Origin of the sequence: Streptomyces sp. NPDC048392, from assembly GCF_043200575.1 — a bacterium.
GTDB lineage: Bacteria > Actinomycetota > Actinomycetes > Streptomycetales > Streptomycetaceae > Streptomyces.
The window spans coordinates 247404-266843 of sequence record NZ_JBICYB010000007.1; the positions used below are offsets into that span (position 1 = coordinate 247404).

Here is a 19440-nt window from a genome sequence, read left to right on the forward strand (position 1 = left end):
AGCGCGACTCAAGCCGCGGTGTCGGGCAGCCACAGGTCGGGCCCAAAGACCTCGTAGCGGATGCGCCGGGCGGGAACCCGGCACTCAGCAACTGCCGGCGAACCTCTCGCATGAAGGGGAGCGGGCCGCAAAGGAACACCGTCGCGTCATCGGAGAGTTCGATGTCGCTCAGGTCCATCAGGCCGGTGCGGGCGCCGGGTTCCTCCGGTCCGGGCGCTCGTACCAGAAGGCGGCGCGGGCTCCCGGCAGTTGACCGACGAGGTCGCGGGTCTCGACGCGCAGTGCGTGGTCGCCGGGGGAACGGTCGGCGTGCAGGACCAGCACCGGCCGGGTCGAGCCGAGGGCGGCGAGATGGGCCAGGATGCCGGTCATGGGGGTGCAGCCGATGCCTGCCGAGACCAGCACGAGCGGGGTGGTGGTGTCGGCCGGTTCGTTGAGGAAGACGTCGCCGAACGGCGCGGACAGCGTCAGCTCGTCCCCCACGCGCACGTGGTCGTGCAACAGGGTGGAGACCTCGCCGTCCGGCCCGTGGGCGTCGCCAGTGACCCGTTTCACGGTGATCCGCCGCAGCTCTCCGCCCGGGTCCGAGGACAGGCTGTACTGGCGCAGCTGGTGCACCCCGTCGGCCATGCGCGCACGGACGCTCACATACTGGCCCGCGCGAGCCCGGGGTGCCGGTTCGCCGTCCGCCGGGCGGAGCAGGAAGGACACGACGTCGGGAGTCTCGGTGCGGCGTCCGACGACCGTCCAGGGCCGCCAGACCCCGCCGGGCCGGCTGCCCGCTTCCTGGTAGAGGAGGGCCTCCCTGCTGATCAGGGCGCCGGCCATCAGTCAGTAGACCTCGTCCCAGGCGGCCGCCACCTCCGGGGTGACCGCGTCGCCGAGGACCTCGGCTATCGCGCCGAACAGGTACTTGTGCACGATCGTGTACTGGTCGTCGGTGACGCCGACGGCGACGTGCTTGTGGGCGATCCGCGTCAGCAGGGTGTCCGGGCGGGCGTCCGGAGCGTCGAGCAGCGCGGTCGCGAAGGCGGCGATCGACCCGGCCAGGGCGCGGCGTTGGGCGCCGCTGGCCTGGTTGCCGCGGTTGAACATCCCGTCGAGCAGTTCCGGACGGTCGTGGAACATCGTGGCGTAGAAGCGCGTGGTGATCTCGTCGAGCGCTCCGGCCACGGCGAGCAGGGTGACGCGTACGAAGGCAGCGGACTCCGCGGACAGCATGGAACCTCCCAGAAAGGGCGGATGAAAGGTGAAAGGGGAGAAGGGCCGCATTACTCGGGGGCGGTCTTCTGTGTAGCAGCCCCCGGGCCGCGTATCGGCGCAGAGTTCGGCGGCAGTGGGCCGAAGAGGGGCCGAAGGGCCCCATCACTCGGGCACATCGGCCCCACCGGGTCCCCTCGGCCGGGGCCGCGGCGCCGAGGCAGTGCCCCCTCGGCCCCCTCCGCCGACGCTGCCGTCCCGGGGAAGCGTCATCGGAAAGGCGGCGCCGGTGCGCGGCTACGACTGATGCGCCCGCTCGGCGTCCGGACGGCTTTGCGTACGGCCGTAGTAGGCCATGCGCATGAGTTCCTGCATGTCGTCGAGCATGGGCATCCGCGGGTTGGCGGGCGCGCACTGGTCCTCGTAGGCATTGAGAGCCTGCTGAGGCAGGGCATCCAGGAAGGCGCGCTCGTCGACGCCGAGAGACTGGAACGTCGGCTCGATGCCCAGGGCGTCGCGGAGCCGCTCCACCGCCGAGGCGAGCGATTCGACGCCCTCGGCCGGGGTGGCGGCGGGCAGGCCGAGCGTGCGGGCGATGTCCTGGAAGCGTTCGGGGGCCCGGTAGCTCTCATACTTGGGCCAGCCGGTGAGCTTGGTGGGGACGGTGCCGTTGTAGCGGATGACGTGCGGCAGCAGCACGGCGTTGGTGCGGCCGTGCGCGATGTGGAAGGTGGCGCCGAGGGTGTGGGACATGGCGTGGACGATGCCGAGGAAGGCGTTGCCGAAGGCCATGCCCGCGATGGTGCCGGCGTTGTGCATCTTCTCCTGGGCCTGGGGCCGTTCGGCACGGTCGTTCACGGCTGCCTCGATGTGGTCGAAGATCAGCCGGATCGCGTGCAGAGCGAGGCCGTCGGTGAAGTCGTTGGCGTAGACGGACACGTACGCCTCGATGGCGTGGGTGAGGGCGTCGAAGCCGCTGTCGGCGGCGAGCGCGCGGGGCAGCCCGGTGGTGAGCAGCGGGTCGATGATGGCCACGCTGGGGGTGAGCGCGTAGTCGGCCAGCGGGTACTTCTTGCCGGTGGCGGGGTCGGAGATGACGGCGAAGGGGGTCACTTCCGCGCCGGTGCCGGAGGTGGTGGGGATGCACACCAGGCGGGCCAGTTTGCCCAGCGTCGGGAAGCGGAAGGCCCGCTTGCGGATGTCGGAGAACTTGTGCCGCATGTCGGCGAAGTCGACGTCCTTGCCCTCGGCCTGCTGCTCGTACAGCAGCCACATCACCTTGGCCGCGTCCATGGGGGAGCCGCCGCCGAGGGCGATGATGGTGTCCGGGCGGAAGTCGCCCATGAGGCGGGCGCCGCGCCGGACGGAGTCGATGCTGGGTTCCGGCTCGACGTTGTCGATGACCTGGACGGTGACCGGTTCACGGCGCCTGCGCAGCACGCGCTCGACCCGGTCGACCAGACCGAGGCGGGTCATCGTCGCGTCGGTGACGACGGTGACGCGGTGGACGTCCGGCATGGAGGCGAGGTAGCGGATGGCCTGCGGCTCGAAGTAGATCTTCGGGGGGACCTTGAACCACTGGAGGTTGTTGCGGCGCACCGAAACGCGCTTGACGTTCAGCAGTTGGGCGGCCGAGACGTTGTTGGACACCGACGTGCTGCCCCAGGAGCCGCAGCCCAGCGTCAGCGAGGGGAGCAGGCTGTTGTAGATGCCGCCGATCGCGCCTTGCGAGGACGGGGCGTTGACGATGATCCGCACGGTCTTCATGCGCCGTCCGTACGCCTCCGCCAGCGCGAGGTCCCCGGTGTGGATGACGGCGCTGTGGCCCTGCCCGTGGAAGGCGACCATGTCGGCGGCCAGGTCGAACCCATGCTGTGCGGAGTCGGCGCGGAGTACGGCGAGGACCGGGCAGAGCTTTTCGCGGGTGAGCGGCTCCTGCGGGCCGATCCGTTCGGTCTGCACCAGGATGAGCGAGGTGTCGTCCGGTACGGAGAATCCGGCCTGCTCGGCGATCCAGGCCGCGCTCTGCCCGACGGCCGCGGCGTTGACCTTGGGCTCGCAGCCCGCGCCCGCGCTGCCGACGGGGAACAGGAACGTCTCCAGCTTCGCCTTCTCCTCGGCGGTGGCCAAGTGGGCGTGCAGGGTGCGGAATTCGGCGAGGACCGCGTCGTGGATCTCCTCGTCCAGGATGACGGCCTGTTCGGAGGCGCAGATCATGCCGTTGTCGAACGACTTGGACAGCACCAGGTCATTGACGGCCCGGCGCACATCGGCGCTGCGGTGGACGTAGGCGGGGACGTTGCCGGCGCCCACCCCCAGGGCGGGCTTGCCGGCCGAGTAGGCGGCCTTGACCATGGCGTTGCCGCCGGTGGCGAGGATCAGCGAGACACCCGGGTGCCGCATCAGGGCGCCGGTCGCCTCCACGGACGGGGTCTCGATCCACTGCACGCAGTGCTCCGGCGCACCCGCGGCGACCGCGGCGTCGCGCACGATGCGTGCCGCCTGCGCGCTGCAGCGCTGTGCGGAGGGATGGAAGGCGAACACGACCGGGTTGCGGGTCTTCAGCGCCATCAGCGCCTTGAAGATCGTGGTGGAGGTCGGGTTGGTGACGGGCGTGATCGCACACACCACGCCGACCGGCTCGGCGATCTCGGTCATGTCGTCGATGTCGTCGTGGGCGATGACTCCGACGGTCTTCATCGGGCCCATGCTGTGCGTGACGTACTCGCAGGCGAACATGTTCTTGGCGGCCTTGTCCTCGAAGACGCCGCGTCCCGTCTCCTCGACCGCCAGCCGGGCGAGCGTGGTGTGCTGGTCCAGGGCGGCGACCGACGCCTTCTTCACGATGTGGTCGACCTGCTCCTGATCGAGCGTCTCGTAGTCGGCGAGCGCCTTGAGCCCGTTCGTCACCAGCCGGTCCACAGCGATGGCGATGTCGGTCGGCGCGGCGGCCGGGCCGGCGGTCGTGCCGGATTCGTCGTGGCGGGTCATGAGGGGCGAGCCTCCGTCGTCGGAAGGGTGCCACCGCAGAGGCGGCGGGGAGAGGGAGCGGCGTCGCGAGGGATCTGTACCGCTCCCACCAGCAGCGTCCCGCATCAGCGGTCCTCGCACCCAGGTCCCTTTGGCCCCCTCGAAGGGCTGACCGGCCCCGAAGCCGGCGGGCCGAGCGGCCCGCCGAACACGGCTCAGCCGGAAGGCTCCTCGGAGGAGCGGGCGTCGTCGACGTGGAACGTCAGGCTGTTGACGACACCGACCACCCCGTCCACCCGATACGTCAGCCGGAGCGCGAGCGGAATGTCGCCGCGGTGCCGCAAGGCCCCTGCCAGTGTGACAATGCAGTCCCTGACCGAGACGGCCACGCTGTGGGTCGGCAGGCCCAGGGCACGGGTCGCGACCTCGTCTAGGACCTCCTGGCGGATCTCGTCGTCCGTGCGCAGGAAGACCCGCAGCAGGTCGCGCCGGGTGGCGATGCCGATCAGCCGGTCCTCCTCGTCCACGACCGGGAGGCGCTCGACACTATGGCGTTCCATCACTCGCGCGGCGTCCGCGATCCGCTGTTCCGGATGCACGGTGATCGCGGGCGTCGACATCAACTCCCGTGCCGTGGTGCCGATCAGTTCCTGGGCCATGGCGCCGCGGGCGGTGGCATCGGCGCGACGGACGGAGCGGCCCGGCGGTCGGATCGGGAACCTCCGTGCCCGGCCGTCCGTGGACAGGGCCGCCTGGCGGCGGACCAGATCGGTCTCGGAGATCACTCCGACGACCTTGTCGTCGTCGTCCACCACGGGCAGCCCGCTGATCCGGTGCCGGTCCAGCAGTCGTACGACGTCCTTGAACGGAGTCTCCCGGTGCGCCTGTACGACGTCCTGCGTCATCACCTCACCGACGATGCGGACCATGCCGTCCACCTCCTTCTCACCTGCTGTCGCTCGTGCCCGTCTCGGGGAACGCGGCCCGTCCGGCCTCCAGCCGCGCGACCGGGACGCGGAACGGCGAGCACGAGACGTAGTCAAGTCCGGCCGTGTGGAAGAAGTGGACGGAGTCCGGATCCCCGCCGTGCTCGCCGCAGACGCCGATCTTCAGCTCGGGGCGCGCGGCGCGGCCCTCGTCGACCGCGATCCGGACCAGGCGGCCCACGCCCGCGCGGTCGAGGGTCTCGAAGGGGGACGTGGCGAAGATGCCCTTGTCGAGGTAGGCGGAGAAGAACGCCGCCTCGACGTCGTCGCGAAAGAAGCCCCAGGTGGTCTGGGTGAGGTCGTTGGTGCCGAAGGAGAAGAACTCCGCCTCCTCGGCGATCCGGCCGGCCGTGAGCGCGGCCCGCGGCAGCTCGATCATGGTGCCGACCGGGCAGTGCACGGGGACGCCGGACTCCTTGGAGACCTCGGCGAGGACCCGTTCCACCTCCTCACGTTCGATGCGCAGTTCCTCGACGGCGCCGACCAGCGGCACCATGATCTCCGCCTCGGGGGAGCCCCCGGCCCTCGTGCGTTCCACGACGGCCTCGGCGATCGCCCGCACCTGCATCGCGACCAGCCCCGGCACGACCAGGCCCAGACGGACACCGCGCAGCCCGAGCATCGGGTTCTCCTCGTGCATACGGTTGACGGCGTCGAGCAGCTCGGTGTCGTGCGGATCGGACACGGCACCCCGGGCCTCGGCGGTGGCGAGCCGCACGGCGAGGGCGGTGCGGTCCGGCAGGAACTCGTGCAGGGGCGGGTCGATGAGCCGGATGGTGACCGGCAGGCCGTCCATCGCCTCCAGGATGCCGGTGAAGTCGTGCCGCTGGAGCGGCAGCAGCGCGCTGAGCGCCTCCTCGCGTTCGGTCTCGTCGCGGGCCAGAATCATCGCCTCGACCAGCTGGCGGCGCTCGCCGAGGAACATGTGCTCGGTGCGGCACAGCCCGACGCCCTGCGCGCCGAACCGCCGGGCCCGGGCGGCGTCCTCGGGGGTGTCCGCGTTGGCCCGCACCTCCAGCCGTCGCACTCCGTCGGCCCGCTCCATGGCGCGGGCCACGGCATCGACCAGCCCGGCCGACCGCTCACCCGTCTCGAAGTTGCATCACCACGGAGTCGACGAGCGGAGCGGCACCCAGGTACACGGCGCCCTCGGAGCCGTCGACGGAGACGACCGTGCCCTCCTCGACAACGACGTCGCCCACGGTGAAGCGGCGTGCCCCGGTGTCCACGGCGAGTTCCTCGGCACCGCACAGACACCCTGCCCATGCCACGCGCGACCACGGCCGCGTGGCTGGTCTTGCCGCCGCGGCTGGTCAGCACCGCCTGTGCGGCGATCATTCCCGGCAGATCGTCGGGGGTGGTCTCCTGGCGTACGAGGACGACCTTCTCGCCCGCGGCGGCCCGGCGGACGGTTTCGGCCGAGTCGAACACCGCCGCGCCCACGGCCGCACCCGGTGAGGCCGGGAGGCCGTGCGCAAGCGCCTCGCCGACGGCCGCGGTGTCGAACCGGGGGAACATCAGCCGGGCGAGGCCGTCCCCGCTGACGCGGGCCAGCCCTTCGTCAGGGGTGATCAGGTCCTCGTCGGCCAGTTCGGCGGCGACGGCGAACGCGGCCTCGGCGGTGCGCTTGCCCACCCGCGTCTGCAGCATCCACAGCCGGCCGCGCTCGATGGTGAACTCGATGTCGCACAGATCCCGGTAGTGCGTCTCCAACGTCCGCAGGTGGCCGCACAGTTCCGCGTACGAGACCGGGGCCAGCTCCTTGAGGGCGGTCAGCGGGACGGTGTTGCGGATGCCAGCGACGACGTCTTCGCCCTGCGCGTTCGCCAGGTAGTCGCCGTACAGGCCGGGTCGTCCCGTGGCCGGGTCGCGGGTGAAGGCGACGCCGCTGCCGGAGTCGGAACCGAGGTTGCCGAAGACCATGGCCTGCACGTTGACCGCGGTACCCAGGTCGTCGGCGATGTGCTCGCGCCGGCGGTACACCCGGGCACGCTCACCGTTCCAGGACTCGAAGACGGCGAGGACGGCCCGGCGCAGCTGCTCGTCCGGGGACTGCGGGAAGTCCTCGCCGGTCTCCCGGCGGATCAGCCCCTTGTACGTCCCGACGAGGCCGGCCAGGTCCGCCGCGCTCAGGCCCAGGTCGTTCGCCGCACCTCGGTCCTGCTTGAAGACGGCCATGGCGTGCTCGAAGAGAGCGCCCTCGACACCCATGACCGTACTGCCGAACATCTGCACGAGGCGGCGGCAGGAGTCCCAGGCGAACCGCTCGTTCCCCGAGACCTTCGCCAGGCCGAGGACGGAGTCGTCGTTGAGGCCGATGTCGAGGATCGTCTCCATCATGCCGGGCATGGAGAACCGCGCCCCAGAGCGGACGGACAGCAGCAGCGGGTCGTCGGGCTGACCCAACCGCCGATCCGCAGCCCGCTCCAGGGCGGCCAGGCGTCCGGCGATCTCGCCGGTCAGACCGTCCGGCTCGGCACCGGTGGCGAGGAAGGCCCGGCAGGCCTCAGTGGTCACGGTGAAACCCGGCGGGACCGGCAGGCCCAGCCGGGTCATCTCGGCCAGGTTCGCGCCCTTGCCGCCGAGAAGGTCGGCCAGCTCACGGCCGCCCTCTGCGAAGTCATACATGTAACGGGCCATGACGCCGCTCTCCTCCGTCGGTCTTCGGGCCGGCCACAGTTCCAGCGTCCGACCGTCGGCACCGGTGGGACAGGTGCTGTCCGTCCCCGTCACCGGGCCGACCGGCCCTGGCAGGGAACTCGAAGAACTCGGCCTGATTCGCTGTCGCGTCCTACGGGCGACCACTACCGTGGAACATGATCGGACCGGTGGGTGTCCGCGCGACCTGGAGGAGCACCGGTGGGAAGCCCCGAGGAGGCCCGCGTACGGCTCCCTCAGCTGCGGCTGGACGAGCTGCTGGAGGAGCTGCAGGCACGGCTGGACGCGGCCCGAGGTACCCGCGACCGGGTGCACAGCCTGCTGGAGGCGGTGCTGTCGGTCGGCCGGGAGCTGGACCTGGAGCAGGCCCTGCGCAGCATCGTGGAGGCCGCGGCCGTACTGGTCGACGCGGAGTACGCGGCGCTCGGCGTGATCGGCCCGGACGGCAAGGGCCTGTCCGCGTTCCACACGGTCGGGGTCACCGAGGAGCAGATCGCCCAGATCGGCCCGTACCCGGAGGGCCACGGCATCCTCGGAGAGCTGATCCACCACCCCGAGCCGCTGCGCCTGACGAAGATCTCCGAGCACCCGTCCTCCTACGGCTTCCCGCCCCACCACCCGCCGATGAACACCTTCCTCGGCGTCCCGATCCGGGTCCGCGACCAGGTCTTCGGAAACCTGTACCTGACCGAGAAGCGCGGCGGTGGCCAGTTCGACGAGGACGACATCTCCGTCACGCTCACGCTGGCCGTGGCAGCCGGAGTCGCGATCGACAACGCCCGCCTCTACGCCGAGTCCAGCTGCGCGAGCGCTGGCTGCAGGCGAACGCGGAAATCACTCACAGTCTGATGTCCGGCGGTACGCGCGGCGAGGTCCTCGGGCTGATCGCCGAGCGGGCCGGCGAGATCACCCAGTCGGCCCTGGCAGCGGTTGCCCTGCCCATGGAGGACACCGGGGCGCTCGCCGTGGAGATCGCCGTCGGGATGGACGCCGAGGCGCACCGGGGGCTCATCCTGTCCATGGACAGCAGCCTGATGGGACTGGCCTTCTCCGGCGCGGTTCCAGTCACCAGCGCAGATGTCGGCCACGACGACCGGATCTCCCTGGAGCCTCCGCGCTTCGGCGGACTCGGCCCCGCCGTGGCCGTGCCCATCGGCACGGGCGAGGCGGGCCCACGGGGCGTGGTGCTGCTGGTCCGGGAAGCCGGCAGGCCGATGTTCCTGCCGACGGAGACCGAGACCTTGCAACACTTCGCCGCGCAGGCCGCCGTCGCGATGGAACTGGCGGAACGCCGCCAGGATGCCGAGCAGATCGCGGTGCTCGAGGACCGTGACCGGATCGCCCGCGATCTCCACGACCTGGCGATCCAACGGCTGTTTGCCACCGGCATGACCTTGCAGAGCGCGGGCCGCTTCATCGAGCACGCGGAGGCCTCTGAACGCGTGGTGCGCGCGGTGGACGACCTAGACGAGACCATCAAGATCATCAGGTCGACGATCTTCGGCCTGCGCACCCGCGACGGCTCCGGTGAGGCCGGTCTGCGTGCTCGCGCCGTACGGGTGGTCGGTGAGGCGGCTCCGGTCCTGGGCTTCGCCCCCAGCATGCGGATGGAGGGCCTGCTGGACACCGACGTCCCGAAGGAGATCGCCGACCACGTGGTGGCGGTGCTCTCCGAGGCCCTGACCAATATCGCCCGGCACGCCAATGCGGACCGGACCGACGTGGTCCTGGCCACGGACGGGCGGGAGATACGGCTGTCGGTCACCGACAACGGCGTGGGCACCCCGGCTGACGGCCGCCGCAGCGGGCTGCTCAACATGGCGGAACGGGCCGAGCAACTGGGCGGCCGATTGGAGCTGGGCGAACCCGAGGACGGCGGCACCGCATTGGTGTGGCGGGTGCCGGCGCGGAAGCTGTAGCACGTTGGAGCGTGCCCATCGAGTGCCCAGTCCGGTCCTGGTGTGCTGGCCCTGCGACGCGGTGAGCAAAGGTCCTCGGACTGGCGAGTGCCGTGTCATCGGTGTCGTGTCTGTGGCGGGCCTCAGCGGAGGGAACGGGTGGCATGCGGCCAGAGCCGACCGGGTCCCGTACCGGTCTTCGAAAACAGGGCGGGAAGGACACCATCCGCTTCTCGCGGATCCTCAGTGCGCGGTGCGCGACCGGTTCCAGCCGCTTCCCCGCGTCTTTGTCGGGTCCTTCCCGCCACTTCCAGCACACCACGGAGACCACCCCGGCCACCAGGGCCGACCGGCCCCCGTCCCGGGGAGATCGGAGACGAGGAGGCGCGCGTCGTGACCGCTGGCCCTTCTCGCACTGCCTACCTGGCCCTGGTGAACCGGACGCGTAGCCGCGCTGCGCGACCGGCTCGACCGGACTCCGGGGCTGGACCGCGGTGGCGCCCCGCTCTGGGGAGCACGTGCTCCTCCGCTGAGGGCACGACCGGTCAGGGCTCGACGCGACGTCTCAGCCGGGCTCAATAGGGCAGAGACCGCCCGGAAGGCGTCCGGAGATGGGGCGGCGCCTGCTGCGGAGTACGGGGTTACCTATCCCTGTGTATGCGCGCTTCATGACCGCCGCCCTGCACGGGCGTCCGCCCTCGACGCGGCACAGCAGGCCCCTGCCACAGGAGCAGGTCAGCAAGCCGGACACCGTCCGGCCTGATGCTGACCTTTTGCTGGCCTGGAGGCGGCGATCAGGGCTCTGACCTGCGGAAACACCCAAACGCTAGATCTTGCACTTGAGAACAGTGCGCAGCACTTTGGACTCCTATGTGACGGCTCCCCGCCGCTTTCTGCAGGTCAGGGGCGTTGTTCACTGTACACCGACACCCCTCGCACTCGAAGAGGCTGAGGAACATCGATCCCTCTTGGGCAAGAAGGTTCCCCACCTGCGCTTTCGCGGAGAATCCGGCTGACACCTGCCTCGGAGAGTGCGAGGACCCATGCTGACCAGATGCTGACCTACCTGACGATGCGCCAGGTAGGCACTTCGTTGCACACGGAGGCATCCCTGAACTGGCCTGGAAGCCGTTCAACGCACCCGTCAGCCTGGGGCTTCACCCGGCGCCGAAGATCAAGGCGGTCGAGTGGGCCTGCGACTGGCTGATGCCTCACCTGTGCCTGTGAAGCACCCGATCCGGGCAACCGCGATGCGAACCAGGTCCCGGTTGTGCCCGGTTGCCGCTCGGAGTACAGCTGCCGCGCATCCGCAGAACCGGACCGCCGGGGCGCAAGGCCCGAAACCCGCGTCGGACGCGGGCCGGCGGACACGGGCGACGCCTACGCTTCCCGTAGGGACTGGAGGACGCGGCCACTGACCTGGTGCGGCAGGACACGCACCCACAAGTCGCGTCTTCCCCCCGCCCAGGGGCCGGCCCCGCGCCTTCGGGCCAGGGCCTCCAGCGACTCGTGTTCAGTCGGGTGCTCGGCCGTGCCCGACAGCAGGACGCTCCAGCCCAAGCCGGTCTGCTCGTCGACGTGGTCGACTTCGAAGGCGACTGGCTCTCCGGCGCGGATGCCCGCCACGCCGGCCGGATCCGTGCGGTAGACGACGCTTCGCCCGTCCACGAGGAAGTTGACCGGCACCACCACCGGAGCTTCCTTGCCCGGGCCGACCGTGTAGGAGATCCGTCCGATCCCGTGCGTTCCCAGCCGCTGCCAGCACTCCTGCTCGGACAGCCGCACCAGGACCGGATGCGCGGCCGGCCCTCCCCGACCCGGCGGTGCGTCGGTCCGGCCGGTCATCAGGTCTTCGTAGGGCATCTCCAGCACGACCGCGAGCCGTGCGAGCGCCCCGGGGTCGAAGTCGCCGGCCCGGCTCTCGATCTCCCCCAAATACGTCGTGGACATGCCCGCCCGCCTGGCCAGCTCGTCGCGAGAGATGCCCAGCTGCTGGCGCCTTACCGCCATCCGGTCGGCCATGCGGCCGTCTTCGGAGGAGGGCTGAGCCCTGTCACCTGACCGTTCTGGATCGGCGTGCACGACGGTCCGCTCCATTCCTTCCGCCTTCCTTCAAGAGGAACAGAAGCACCGTCCGTTCGCCAGCGCAGTGAACCGCGGCGGAGTCGACCGCCCGGCGTGCGGCCGGACCGTTTCCGCACGGGACTCGTGCGCGCCGAAGGTCCCGCAGGCCGGGGCCCGGACGGAACCGATGGGTGGCCCGTTTGGCCTTCCCCGCTGACCGCACGCTCGATGAACAATGGAGGTGGCGAATGAAGTCGCGCGCCGAGATGACCGCGACACGGTCCTGCGGCGCCGCGAGCACAGAACGGAAGCCGACGGAAGACAACCTCAGCACCCGGATGTCCGGTCGGGCGGCCGGGCCGTCGGCGGGGTCACCAGGAGGGCTCCATGGTTCAGGTTCAACTCGACCGGCGGACGGTGACCACCTTGGTGGCCGAAGCCACGGCAGCCCCGTCCATGCACAACGCGCAACCGTGGCGCTTCCGTTTCCTCGCAGCCGAACGTCTCGTACTGCTGCGCGCCGACCCGGATCGGGCCATGCCCCGGTCCGACCCCGGGAACCGGGCGCTGCACATCGGCTGCGGGGCGGCTCTCCTCAACCTTCGCGTCGCCGCGGTGCACGCGTCCCTGGTGCCACGTACCCGATTGCTTCCCGACCCGCGGGACCCGCTGCTTCTCGCGTCCGTTCAGCTGGCCGGTCTGTCGGAGGCACCGCAGGAGAAGGATCTGTGGCGGCTGCACCCGGCGATACGACAGCGGCGCACAAGCCGTCACCCGTTCTCCGAGAGAGACATCCCCGAGGACGTCCGGGCCACGTTGCAGGCGGCCGCGGCACGAGAAGGGGCGACCTTGCTCTTCCCGGGTCTGTGGCACGTCGAGACTCTGCTCGAACTGGTCCACGATGCCGAGAGTCGCGACCTGCTGCGGGCGGAGGGGAACGAGGACATGGTGCGCTGGACCAGGCTCGGCAGTGAGGTGGACACGGCCGTCGACGGCGTCCCCACGTACGCCTTCGGTCCGCGCAAGAGGGACGGCAAGGCCCCGGTGCGCGACTTCTCCGGACGCGAGCCGGTGCCCGACCGGGAAAACGCGGCGTTCGAGCGCACTCCCCATCTGGCCCTGCTCGGTACCCGCAGCGACGGCCCCAGGGACTGGCTGATGGCCGGCCAGGCACTGGAACGCGTTCTACTGGAGAGCACCCTGGCGGGTCTGTCCACGTCCTTGACCTCGCATCCGCTGGAGGACCGGGAGCTCCGCCTTCTGGCTCGGGATCCCGGTTCGGGCGTCGGCCACGTACAGATGGTGCTTCGTCTGGGGTACGGGCCGAAAGGGCCGGCCACGCCTCGCCGGCCCGTACCGGATGTACTGAGTATCGGCTGAGGGAAGCTCTCTCCCCCGTACGGCCGACACGGGGGCGATGCACCGGGTCGGCGGCGCCCGGATGCAGCAAGAAGGGCGATGAGGTACCCCTCAGAAGGAGAGCGCGCCATGTGCACACGGAGTGGAGGCAGCCTCGTGAGGTCAGCAACCGTCAGCACGGGCCTTGCCGCACGAGAGGCTCGTTGTGCCTGAGCCGGGGCGTCGCGAGGGTCCGGCTGCGGCACAGCGCGCGGACGTCTGTGAGACGCACACCGCGGTGGTCCTCTTCGTGGAGGATCTCGTGTACAAGCGCAAGAAGCCGGTGAATCTGGGCTTCTTGGACTACACCACCTTGTCGTCGCGTCGCGCCGTGTGCGAGCGCGAGATCGAACTCAACCGGCGCTTCGCTCAAGACGTGTACATGGGCTTGGGTGAGCTCCGTACCCCGGGTGAGCAAGAGGCCGAGCCACTCGTGGTGATGCGTCGCATGCCCGATGATCGTCGCCTGTCTCACCTCGTACGGACGGGAGCACCTGTCGACGACGCCCTACGGGCCGTCGCCAGGCAACTGGCCGCATGGCACGCCGCCGCACCCCGGGGCCCCGACATCGCGGAACAGGGCACACGGGACGCCCTGGCGTCGCGCTGGGAGGCCGGCTTCGCTCAGGTAGACGCCATGGCGGCCGAGGGCCCGACGCCGGGTGAGACGGCGGAGGTCGAACGGCTGGTCCGCCGCTATCTCGAGGGACGCAAGCCTCTGTTCGACCTCCGCATCGAACAGGACCGGGTGCTCGACGGGCACGGTGACCTCCTCGCCGACGACATCTTCTGCCTCGACGACGGGCCGCGGATCCTTGACTGCCTGGAGTTCGACGACCGTCTCCGGTACGTCGACGGTCTCGACGACGCCGCGTTCCTGGCCATGGACCTCGAGCTGCTCGGTGCGCCCGAGTCCGCGGCGTTCTTCCTCACCCAGTACGGCGAATACTCCGGTGACCCCGCACCGCCGTCCCTGTGGCACCACTACGTCGCCTACCGTGCCTTCGTCCGAGCCAAAGTGTCCATGATCCAGGCGCGGCAGGGCGCGCCCGGCGCGCAGGCGACGGCGCGACGGCTCGTCCTGATGGCGCTGCGCCATCTGAGGGCCTCGGCCGTCGGCCTGACACTCGTCGCCGGACTTCCCGGCACCGGGAAGTCCACGCTGTCCGGCCCGCTGGCCGACCGTCTCGGAGCGGTGCTGCTCAGCAGTGACCGTGTGCGCAAGGAGATGGCGGGGCTCTCCGTACAGCAGAGCGCCGCGGCCGACTACGGCGAGGGGCTGTACACCCCCGAGTGGACGGCCCGGACCTACGCCGAACTGCTGGACCGGGCAGCAGCTCTCCTGGCCCGGGGCGAATCCGTGGTTCTGGACGCCACGTGGATCGACTCGGCCCAGCGCGAGGCAGCGCGGCGCACCGCCGAAATCGCCGGCGCCGACCTCGTGGCCCTGCACTGCCACGTGCCCGGCGACGTGGCAGCTGCCCGCCTGAGCACCCGTGCCTCCGGCGCGTCCGATGCCGACCTCGGCGTGGCCGACGCCATGGCGGCCGAAGAACAGCCATGGGCCGAGGCGGTCGGCGTCGACACCAGCGGCTCCCTGGGCTCCGCGGTCGCCCAGGCTCTGGCAGCTGTCCGGCCCTGGGGCTCGGACCAGGCCAAGGTATTCCGGCGTCCCTACATGGAGCCGGGCTGACGTACGACAACGTCCGACCGTCCCTGTGAGGGGCCGATCGTCACTCGCCCCGGGGGACGCGCCGCGCTTCCATGGAAGGAGCGGAACGACGTTGACGCGCCGCACGGACCGAGGTGCCCATGAACCGCTTCCTCCTCATCGCGCGAGTGCGCAGCTCGACGGCGGCGCTCGCATCCCCCCGACTCGAGCACGGCCTCCTCGTCGTCACGACTGCGGCTCTGGTGGGTGGGGGCGTCGCCCATTTCCTCGACGCCACCGGCCCGGCGGACCTCTTCTGGGGGCTGGGCACCGTGTCCGCCTTCGTCCCCGCGGTGGGCTGGGTACTGGTCGCACTCCGGCGCGGGCACGCGGGCGTGGACCTGATCGCCGTACTCGCGCTCGGGGGCACCCTGGCCGTCGGTGAGTACCTGGCCGGGACCTTGATCGCGCTCATGCTGGCCACGGGCCGCACTCTGGAGGAAGCTGCTCAGCGCCGCGCCTCCCACGACCTGCACTCCCTGCTCGCGCACGCCCCCGCTCGGCACGCCGTCGCACCGACGACGACGTGGTCAGGGTGCCGCTGGGAGAGGTCGCTGCCGGGGACGCACTGGTCGTCGGCCCGGGTGAGGTCGTCCCGGTCGACGGCCGCGTCGAAAGCGCCGAAGCGGTCCTCGACGAGTCGGTGCTCACCGGTGAACCACTCCAGGCCACGCGGCACCGGGGTGAGGTGGCACGCAGCGGCGCGGTCAACGCCGGCGGCGCGTTCGGCCTGCGCGCTACCGCCACCGAACAGGACAGCACCTACGCCGGCATCGTGCGGCTCGCCCAGCAGGCCGGCGCGGAATCGGCGCCGGTGGTGCGGCTGGCGGACCGGTACGCTGCCTGGTTCCTTCCGTTGGCCCTCGCCACGGCGGCACTGGCGTGGCTGGTCAGTGGCTCCGCGGTGCGCGCGGTCGCCGTTCTGGTGGTCGCCACCCCGTGCCCCCTGCTGCTGGCCGCCCCGGTCGCCGTCGTCTCCGGTCTCTCCCGTGCCTCTCGCCGCGGTGTGGTCGTCCGGGACGGTGGAGCACTGGAGAACCTGGGCCGGGCCCGCACCCTCCTGCTGGACAAGACGGGGACCCTGACCGTGGGCCGCCCTTGCGTCCTGGACGTCGTGGCCGCACCGGGTCACGTGCCGACGGAGGTCCTGCGAACGGCCGCCTCGCTGGACCGGTTCTCGCCTCATGTGCTGGCCCAGGCCATCGTCGACACCGCACGGAACCGCAGACTGGAGCTGTCGGAGCCGACCGAGGTGACGGAGGAGCCGGGTCGCGGGGCCCGGGGCGTCGTCGACGGTCACCGGGTCTTCATCGGTCGGGACGACGACGCCCAGGCGCGGCCGGCCTGGGCGAAGGCGGTCGACAACCGCGCCCTCCTCGACGGCGCGACCGTGACGTGGCTCGCTGTCGACGAGCACCTCACCGGCTCCGTCCTGCTGCGTGACCCCCTGCGCCACGACGCTCCGCACGCCGTGCGTCGGCTCCGGTCCGCCGGCATCGAACGACTGGTGATGCTCACGGGCGACCGAGCGGCCACGGCTCAAGAGGTGGCGGCCGTTCTGGGACTCGACGGCGTCCGCGCCGGACTCGGTCCTGCCGACAAGGTGGCCGCCGTGCGCGGCGAACGTGAACACACCGTCACGGTGATGGTCGGAGACGGGGTCAACGACGCACCCGCCCTGGCCGCTGCGGACATCGGCGTCGCCATGGGAGCTGGAGGCTCCACGGCGTCCTCCGAGGCCGCAGACATCGTGCTCACCACCGACCGCGTCGACCGCCTTGCCGACGCCGTTGTCATCGCTCAGCGGTCACGCCGTATCGCTGTGCAGAGCGCCCTCGGAGGCATGCTGCTGTCGCTGGCCGCCATGGCCGCAGCCGCTCTCGGCCTGATCCAGCCCGCCGTCGGCGCGCTGCTGCAAGAGGGCATCGACATCGCGGTCATCCTCAACGCACTGCGCGCCCTGCGCGCCGGCCGTAGCGAGCAGGTCGTCCTCGCGCCTGCCGCCGAAGCCCTCATCCACCGGTTCGCCGCCGAGCACGACGAACTGCAGGACGTCCTCCAATCAGTGCGCGCCGCCGCGGACCGACTCTCCCGTGCTCCCGAGCCGACGGCCCTCGCGAGCGTCGAGGAGGCACACCGGCTGCTCACCGAGCGGCTCCTGCCGCACGAGTACGCCGAGGAGCATGAGCTCTACCCGGCCCTCGCCCTGTCCCTCGGTGGCCCCGAGTCCACCGCCACGATGAGCCGCGCGCACACCGAGATCGGACGTCTGTCCCGCCGTATCGCCACCCACCTGCAGCTCGCCCGCGCCGACGGCGGCCTGGCCCCCGAACAGCTGGACGACCTCCGCTCCTGCCTGTACGGCCTCAACACCGTGCTGCGCCTGCACTTCACCCAGGAGGAGGAGAGCTACTTCTCCTTGGCCCCGTGACATGGGCCCCACGCCGAACCGGCTGTGCTTCCGATGCCCTGCCCGGCGGTCAGGGCGCCGATGGCCCGAGTGAACTCAGTACCGCCTCGAGACGGCGGCCGGCCTCCTCGGCGACCGGCGCCATGGCGTCGAGACCCGTGAGGGTGACCATGGTTTCGGGGTCGATGGCCTCGACGATCACCCGGTCGCCGTCGCCACGGACGACGACGTTGCAGGGCAGCAGTAGCCCTACGGAGCGGTCGGCCTCCAGCGCTCGGTGCGCCAGAGGCGGATTGCAGGCTCCGAGGATCAAATAGGGCTCCATGTCCTGGTCCAGCTTGGCCTTGAGGGTGGCCTGTACGTCGATCTCGGTCAAGACTCCGAAACCCTGGTCGGCCAGGGCCTGGCGGACGTCCTGCTGCACCTGCTCGAAGGGCCCTTCCAGCGTGATGGCACGGCCGTAACGCATGGTCTTCCTCCCGGCTTCCGAGGCTATTGGGGGTACCCGGCGAGCGGACTTCTTCACGCGCGCCCCATGGGAGTGGTTCAAGCAGGTAAGGCGCGGGCCGGGGGCGGCCCGGACAAGCCGGTGAGGCGGTCGGAACGCCCCCGTCGACAAACTGCACGCGGTCGCCCCGGGGCCGGCAGACGTACGTCCGGACCACGCGGCTCACTTGTGACGGTTCCCGACGCGGTCTCGGGTTCCGAGGCCGCGCATCGAAGGCGTCAGGTCGTCTGTGGCACCACGGCGACCGGGCAGGCCGCGTGCTGCAGCAGCGTGTGGGTCACCCGCCCGAGCTGAAGACCGAAGTGTCCCGACCTGTGGCGTGCCCCAAGGACGACGAGGTCGGCGGCGGCTGTCTGGTGGACGAGCACCTTGCGGGCCGGCCCTTCGATCGTCGTCTTGCGCAACCTCACGCCCGGGTGTTCCGCAGCGGCTTCGGCCACCAAGGTGTCGATCAGAGCGGATGCCCGTTGCTCGTGCTGATCCTCGGGGTCTCCACTCGGTGCCCCGTCGTCGGCGTTCTCGTACGCAGGGCACCGCCAGGCCCGTACGACGTCCAGCTCGCAACCTCGTATGTCGGCCTCTCGGAAAGCGAACCGAACGGCCGCACCGCTGGTGTCGGGGTCGCCGGCGCCCAGCAGGACACGCTCGCGGGAGCCGGACAGCGCCGACTTCTCACCCCTGACGACGACCACCGGGCAGTCGGACCGGGAGGCGACGGCGAGGCTGGCCGAGCCGAGGAGGGCCCCCTTCAGCTCGCCACGACCTCGTGATCCGGTGACCACGGCGGTGGCGTGCCTGCCTTCGGCCAGGAGGGCGGACACCGCTTCGGCCGGCACCGTGTCGGTTTCGACCGTGAGGCTGGGATCGTATCGCCGGACGCGCTCCGCAGCGGTGCCGACAATGTTCTCAGCCATCACCTGCTCGGAGGGGCGCTCTCGGCCCATCGCCGGCAGTGCTCCCTCGTACCGCTCCCAGAGAGAGGCATAGATCAAGCGCAACGTGAGCCCATGGCGCTGTGCCTCGTCGACCGCCCAGTCGACGGCCAGGAGGCTGCCGTCCGAGCCGTCGACGCCTACCACCAGGGGAAGTGCCATCTTCCCCACCGCCCTTCTCTCTTCTTGCCGGTTCGCGCAGCGGTGCTGCACCTTCACGGTGACACCGGGCGCCCGGGTCCGGCAGGGGCGACCGGGTCACTACGAGGGACCTTCGGCCCCAGTGACCGGTCTCCGGCGGGGGTGTGCCCGCCGCGCTCCGCGGGCCATCACGACGGAAGGCGGATGGACAGATGGTCACCTTCGCGTTGTCCCCAGTCGCCAGTCACGGAGCTGGGCCGGTCGACCCACCCGTACAGGCCGCCTCGGCCCCGTACCGAGGTCGGCGGACCCATGGCCCGCAGCAGGCCCCCGGAGTGATCATGCAGACAGGGGTAGCGCGAGACGAGGCGATCGTCATGGAACGGATCCAGGTGACAAAGCGGCCCCGACCGCCGCAACGGCCGGATCCTCCTGACCTGCGCACGCCGTCGGGCCGTCGGATGCCCTACTAGTACTCCAGCAGTACTTCGTGGCTTGACCTGGGGGAACGTGGAGCGGTGGGAGTGTAGCGGGCAGGATGCCGTCACGGACGACTTCCGCCCG

At 70.8% G+C, this 19440-nt stretch carries 7 protein-coding genes and 4 pseudogenes; 4 read left to right on the forward strand and 7 right to left on the reverse strand.

Annotation, left to right across the window (positions count from 1 at the left end; translation table 11 throughout):
• Positions 1–8: 8 nt before the first annotated feature.
• The 4 genes and pseudogenes from ACGFYH_RS13790 to ppdK all read right to left on the reverse strand — a co-directional run bounded on the left by ACGFYH_RS13790 (position 9) and on the right by ppdK (position 7796).
• Positions 9–1221, reverse strand: a pseudogene (locus tag ACGFYH_RS13790) (globin domain-containing protein).
• A 276-nt stretch (positions 1222–1497) separates the two neighbouring features.
• The gene (gene adhE / locus ACGFYH_RS13795) at positions 1498–4191 is read right to left on the reverse strand and encodes a bifunctional acetaldehyde-CoA/alcohol dehydrogenase (RefSeq protein ID WP_393803331.1); all 2694 of its coding nucleotides are present in this window, start codon (positions 4189–4191) and stop codon (positions 1498–1500) included.
• A 194-nt stretch (positions 4192–4385) separates the two neighbouring features.
• Complete coding sequence (locus ACGFYH_RS13800; RefSeq protein ID WP_393803332.1) at positions 4386–5099, reverse strand: CBS domain-containing protein; 714 nt, start codon at positions 5097–5099, stop codon at positions 4386–4388.
• Positions 5100–5115: 16 nt separating this feature from the next.
• Positions 5116–7796: pseudogene (gene ppdK, locus ACGFYH_RS13805) on the reverse strand (pyruvate, phosphate dikinase).
• Between the two features lie 219 nt (positions 7797–8015).
• On the opposite strand from ppdK, the pseudogene ACGFYH_RS13810 reads away from it, so the two are divergent.
• Positions 8016–9733 (forward strand): annotated as a pseudogene (locus tag ACGFYH_RS13810) (GAF domain-containing protein).
• Positions 9734–11092: 1359 nt separating this feature from the next.
• Here ACGFYH_RS13810 and ACGFYH_RS13815 read toward each other — a convergent pair.
• Complete coding sequence (locus ACGFYH_RS13815; RefSeq protein ID WP_393803333.1) at positions 11093–11809, reverse strand: helix-turn-helix domain-containing protein; 717 nt, start codon at positions 11807–11809, stop codon at positions 11093–11095.
• A gap of 354 nt (positions 11810–12163) precedes the next feature.
• Here ACGFYH_RS13815 and ACGFYH_RS13820 point away from each other — a divergent pair, with 354 nt between their 5' ends.
• The 3 genes and pseudogenes from ACGFYH_RS13820 to ACGFYH_RS13830 all read left to right on the forward strand — a co-directional run bounded on the left by ACGFYH_RS13820 (position 12164) and on the right by ACGFYH_RS13830 (position 17316).
• Complete coding sequence (locus ACGFYH_RS13820) at positions 12164–13156, forward strand: Acg family FMN-binding oxidoreductase (protein ID WP_393803334.1); 993 nt, start codon at positions 12164–12166, stop codon at positions 13154–13156.
• 184 nt (positions 13157–13340) lie between these two features.
• Positions 13341–14867 (forward strand): AAA family ATPase, encoded by a 1527-nt coding sequence (locus ACGFYH_RS13825; protein ID WP_393803335.1) that lies wholly within the window; start codon positions 13341–13343, stop codon positions 14865–14867.
• 119 nt (positions 14868–14986) lie between these two features.
• Positions 14987–17316: pseudogene (locus ACGFYH_RS13830) on the forward strand (heavy metal translocating P-type ATPase).
• Positions 17317–17365: 49 nt separating this feature from the next.
• Here the strand turns inward: ACGFYH_RS13830 and ACGFYH_RS13835 are convergent.
• Positions 17366–17764, reverse strand: a complete 399-nt coding sequence (locus ACGFYH_RS13835; protein WP_393803336.1) for a DUF302 domain-containing protein — start codon at positions 17762–17764, stop codon at positions 17366–17368.
• Between the two features lie 257 nt (positions 17765–18021).
• Positions 18022–18906: a universal stress protein gene (locus ACGFYH_RS13840; RefSeq protein ID WP_393803337.1), complete on the reverse strand. Its 885-nt coding sequence runs from the start codon at positions 18904–18906 to the stop codon at positions 18022–18024.
• Positions 18907–19440 lie beyond the last annotated feature (534 nt).

Excerpts from the sequence above, each read along its gene's own strand:
- ACGFYH_RS13815 (WP_393803333.1), bottom strand. The coding sequence starts at position 11,809 with ATGGAGCGGACCGTCGTGCACGCCGATCCAGAACGGTCAGGTGACAGG.
- adhE (WP_393803331.1), bottom strand. The coding sequence starts at position 4,191 with ATGACCCGCCACGACGAATCCGGCACGACCGCCGGCCCGGCCGCCGCG.
- ACGFYH_RS13835 (WP_393803336.1), bottom strand. The coding sequence starts at position 17,764 with ATGCGTTACGGCCGTGCCATCACGCTGGAAGGGCCCTTCGAGCAGGTG.
- ACGFYH_RS13800 (WP_393803332.1), bottom strand. The coding sequence starts at position 5,099 with ATGGTCCGCATCGTCGGTGAGGTGATGACGCAGGACGTCGTACAGGCG.
- ACGFYH_RS13820 (WP_393803334.1), top strand. The coding sequence starts at position 12,164 with ATGGTTCAGGTTCAACTCGACCGGCGGACGGTGACCACCTTGGTGGCC.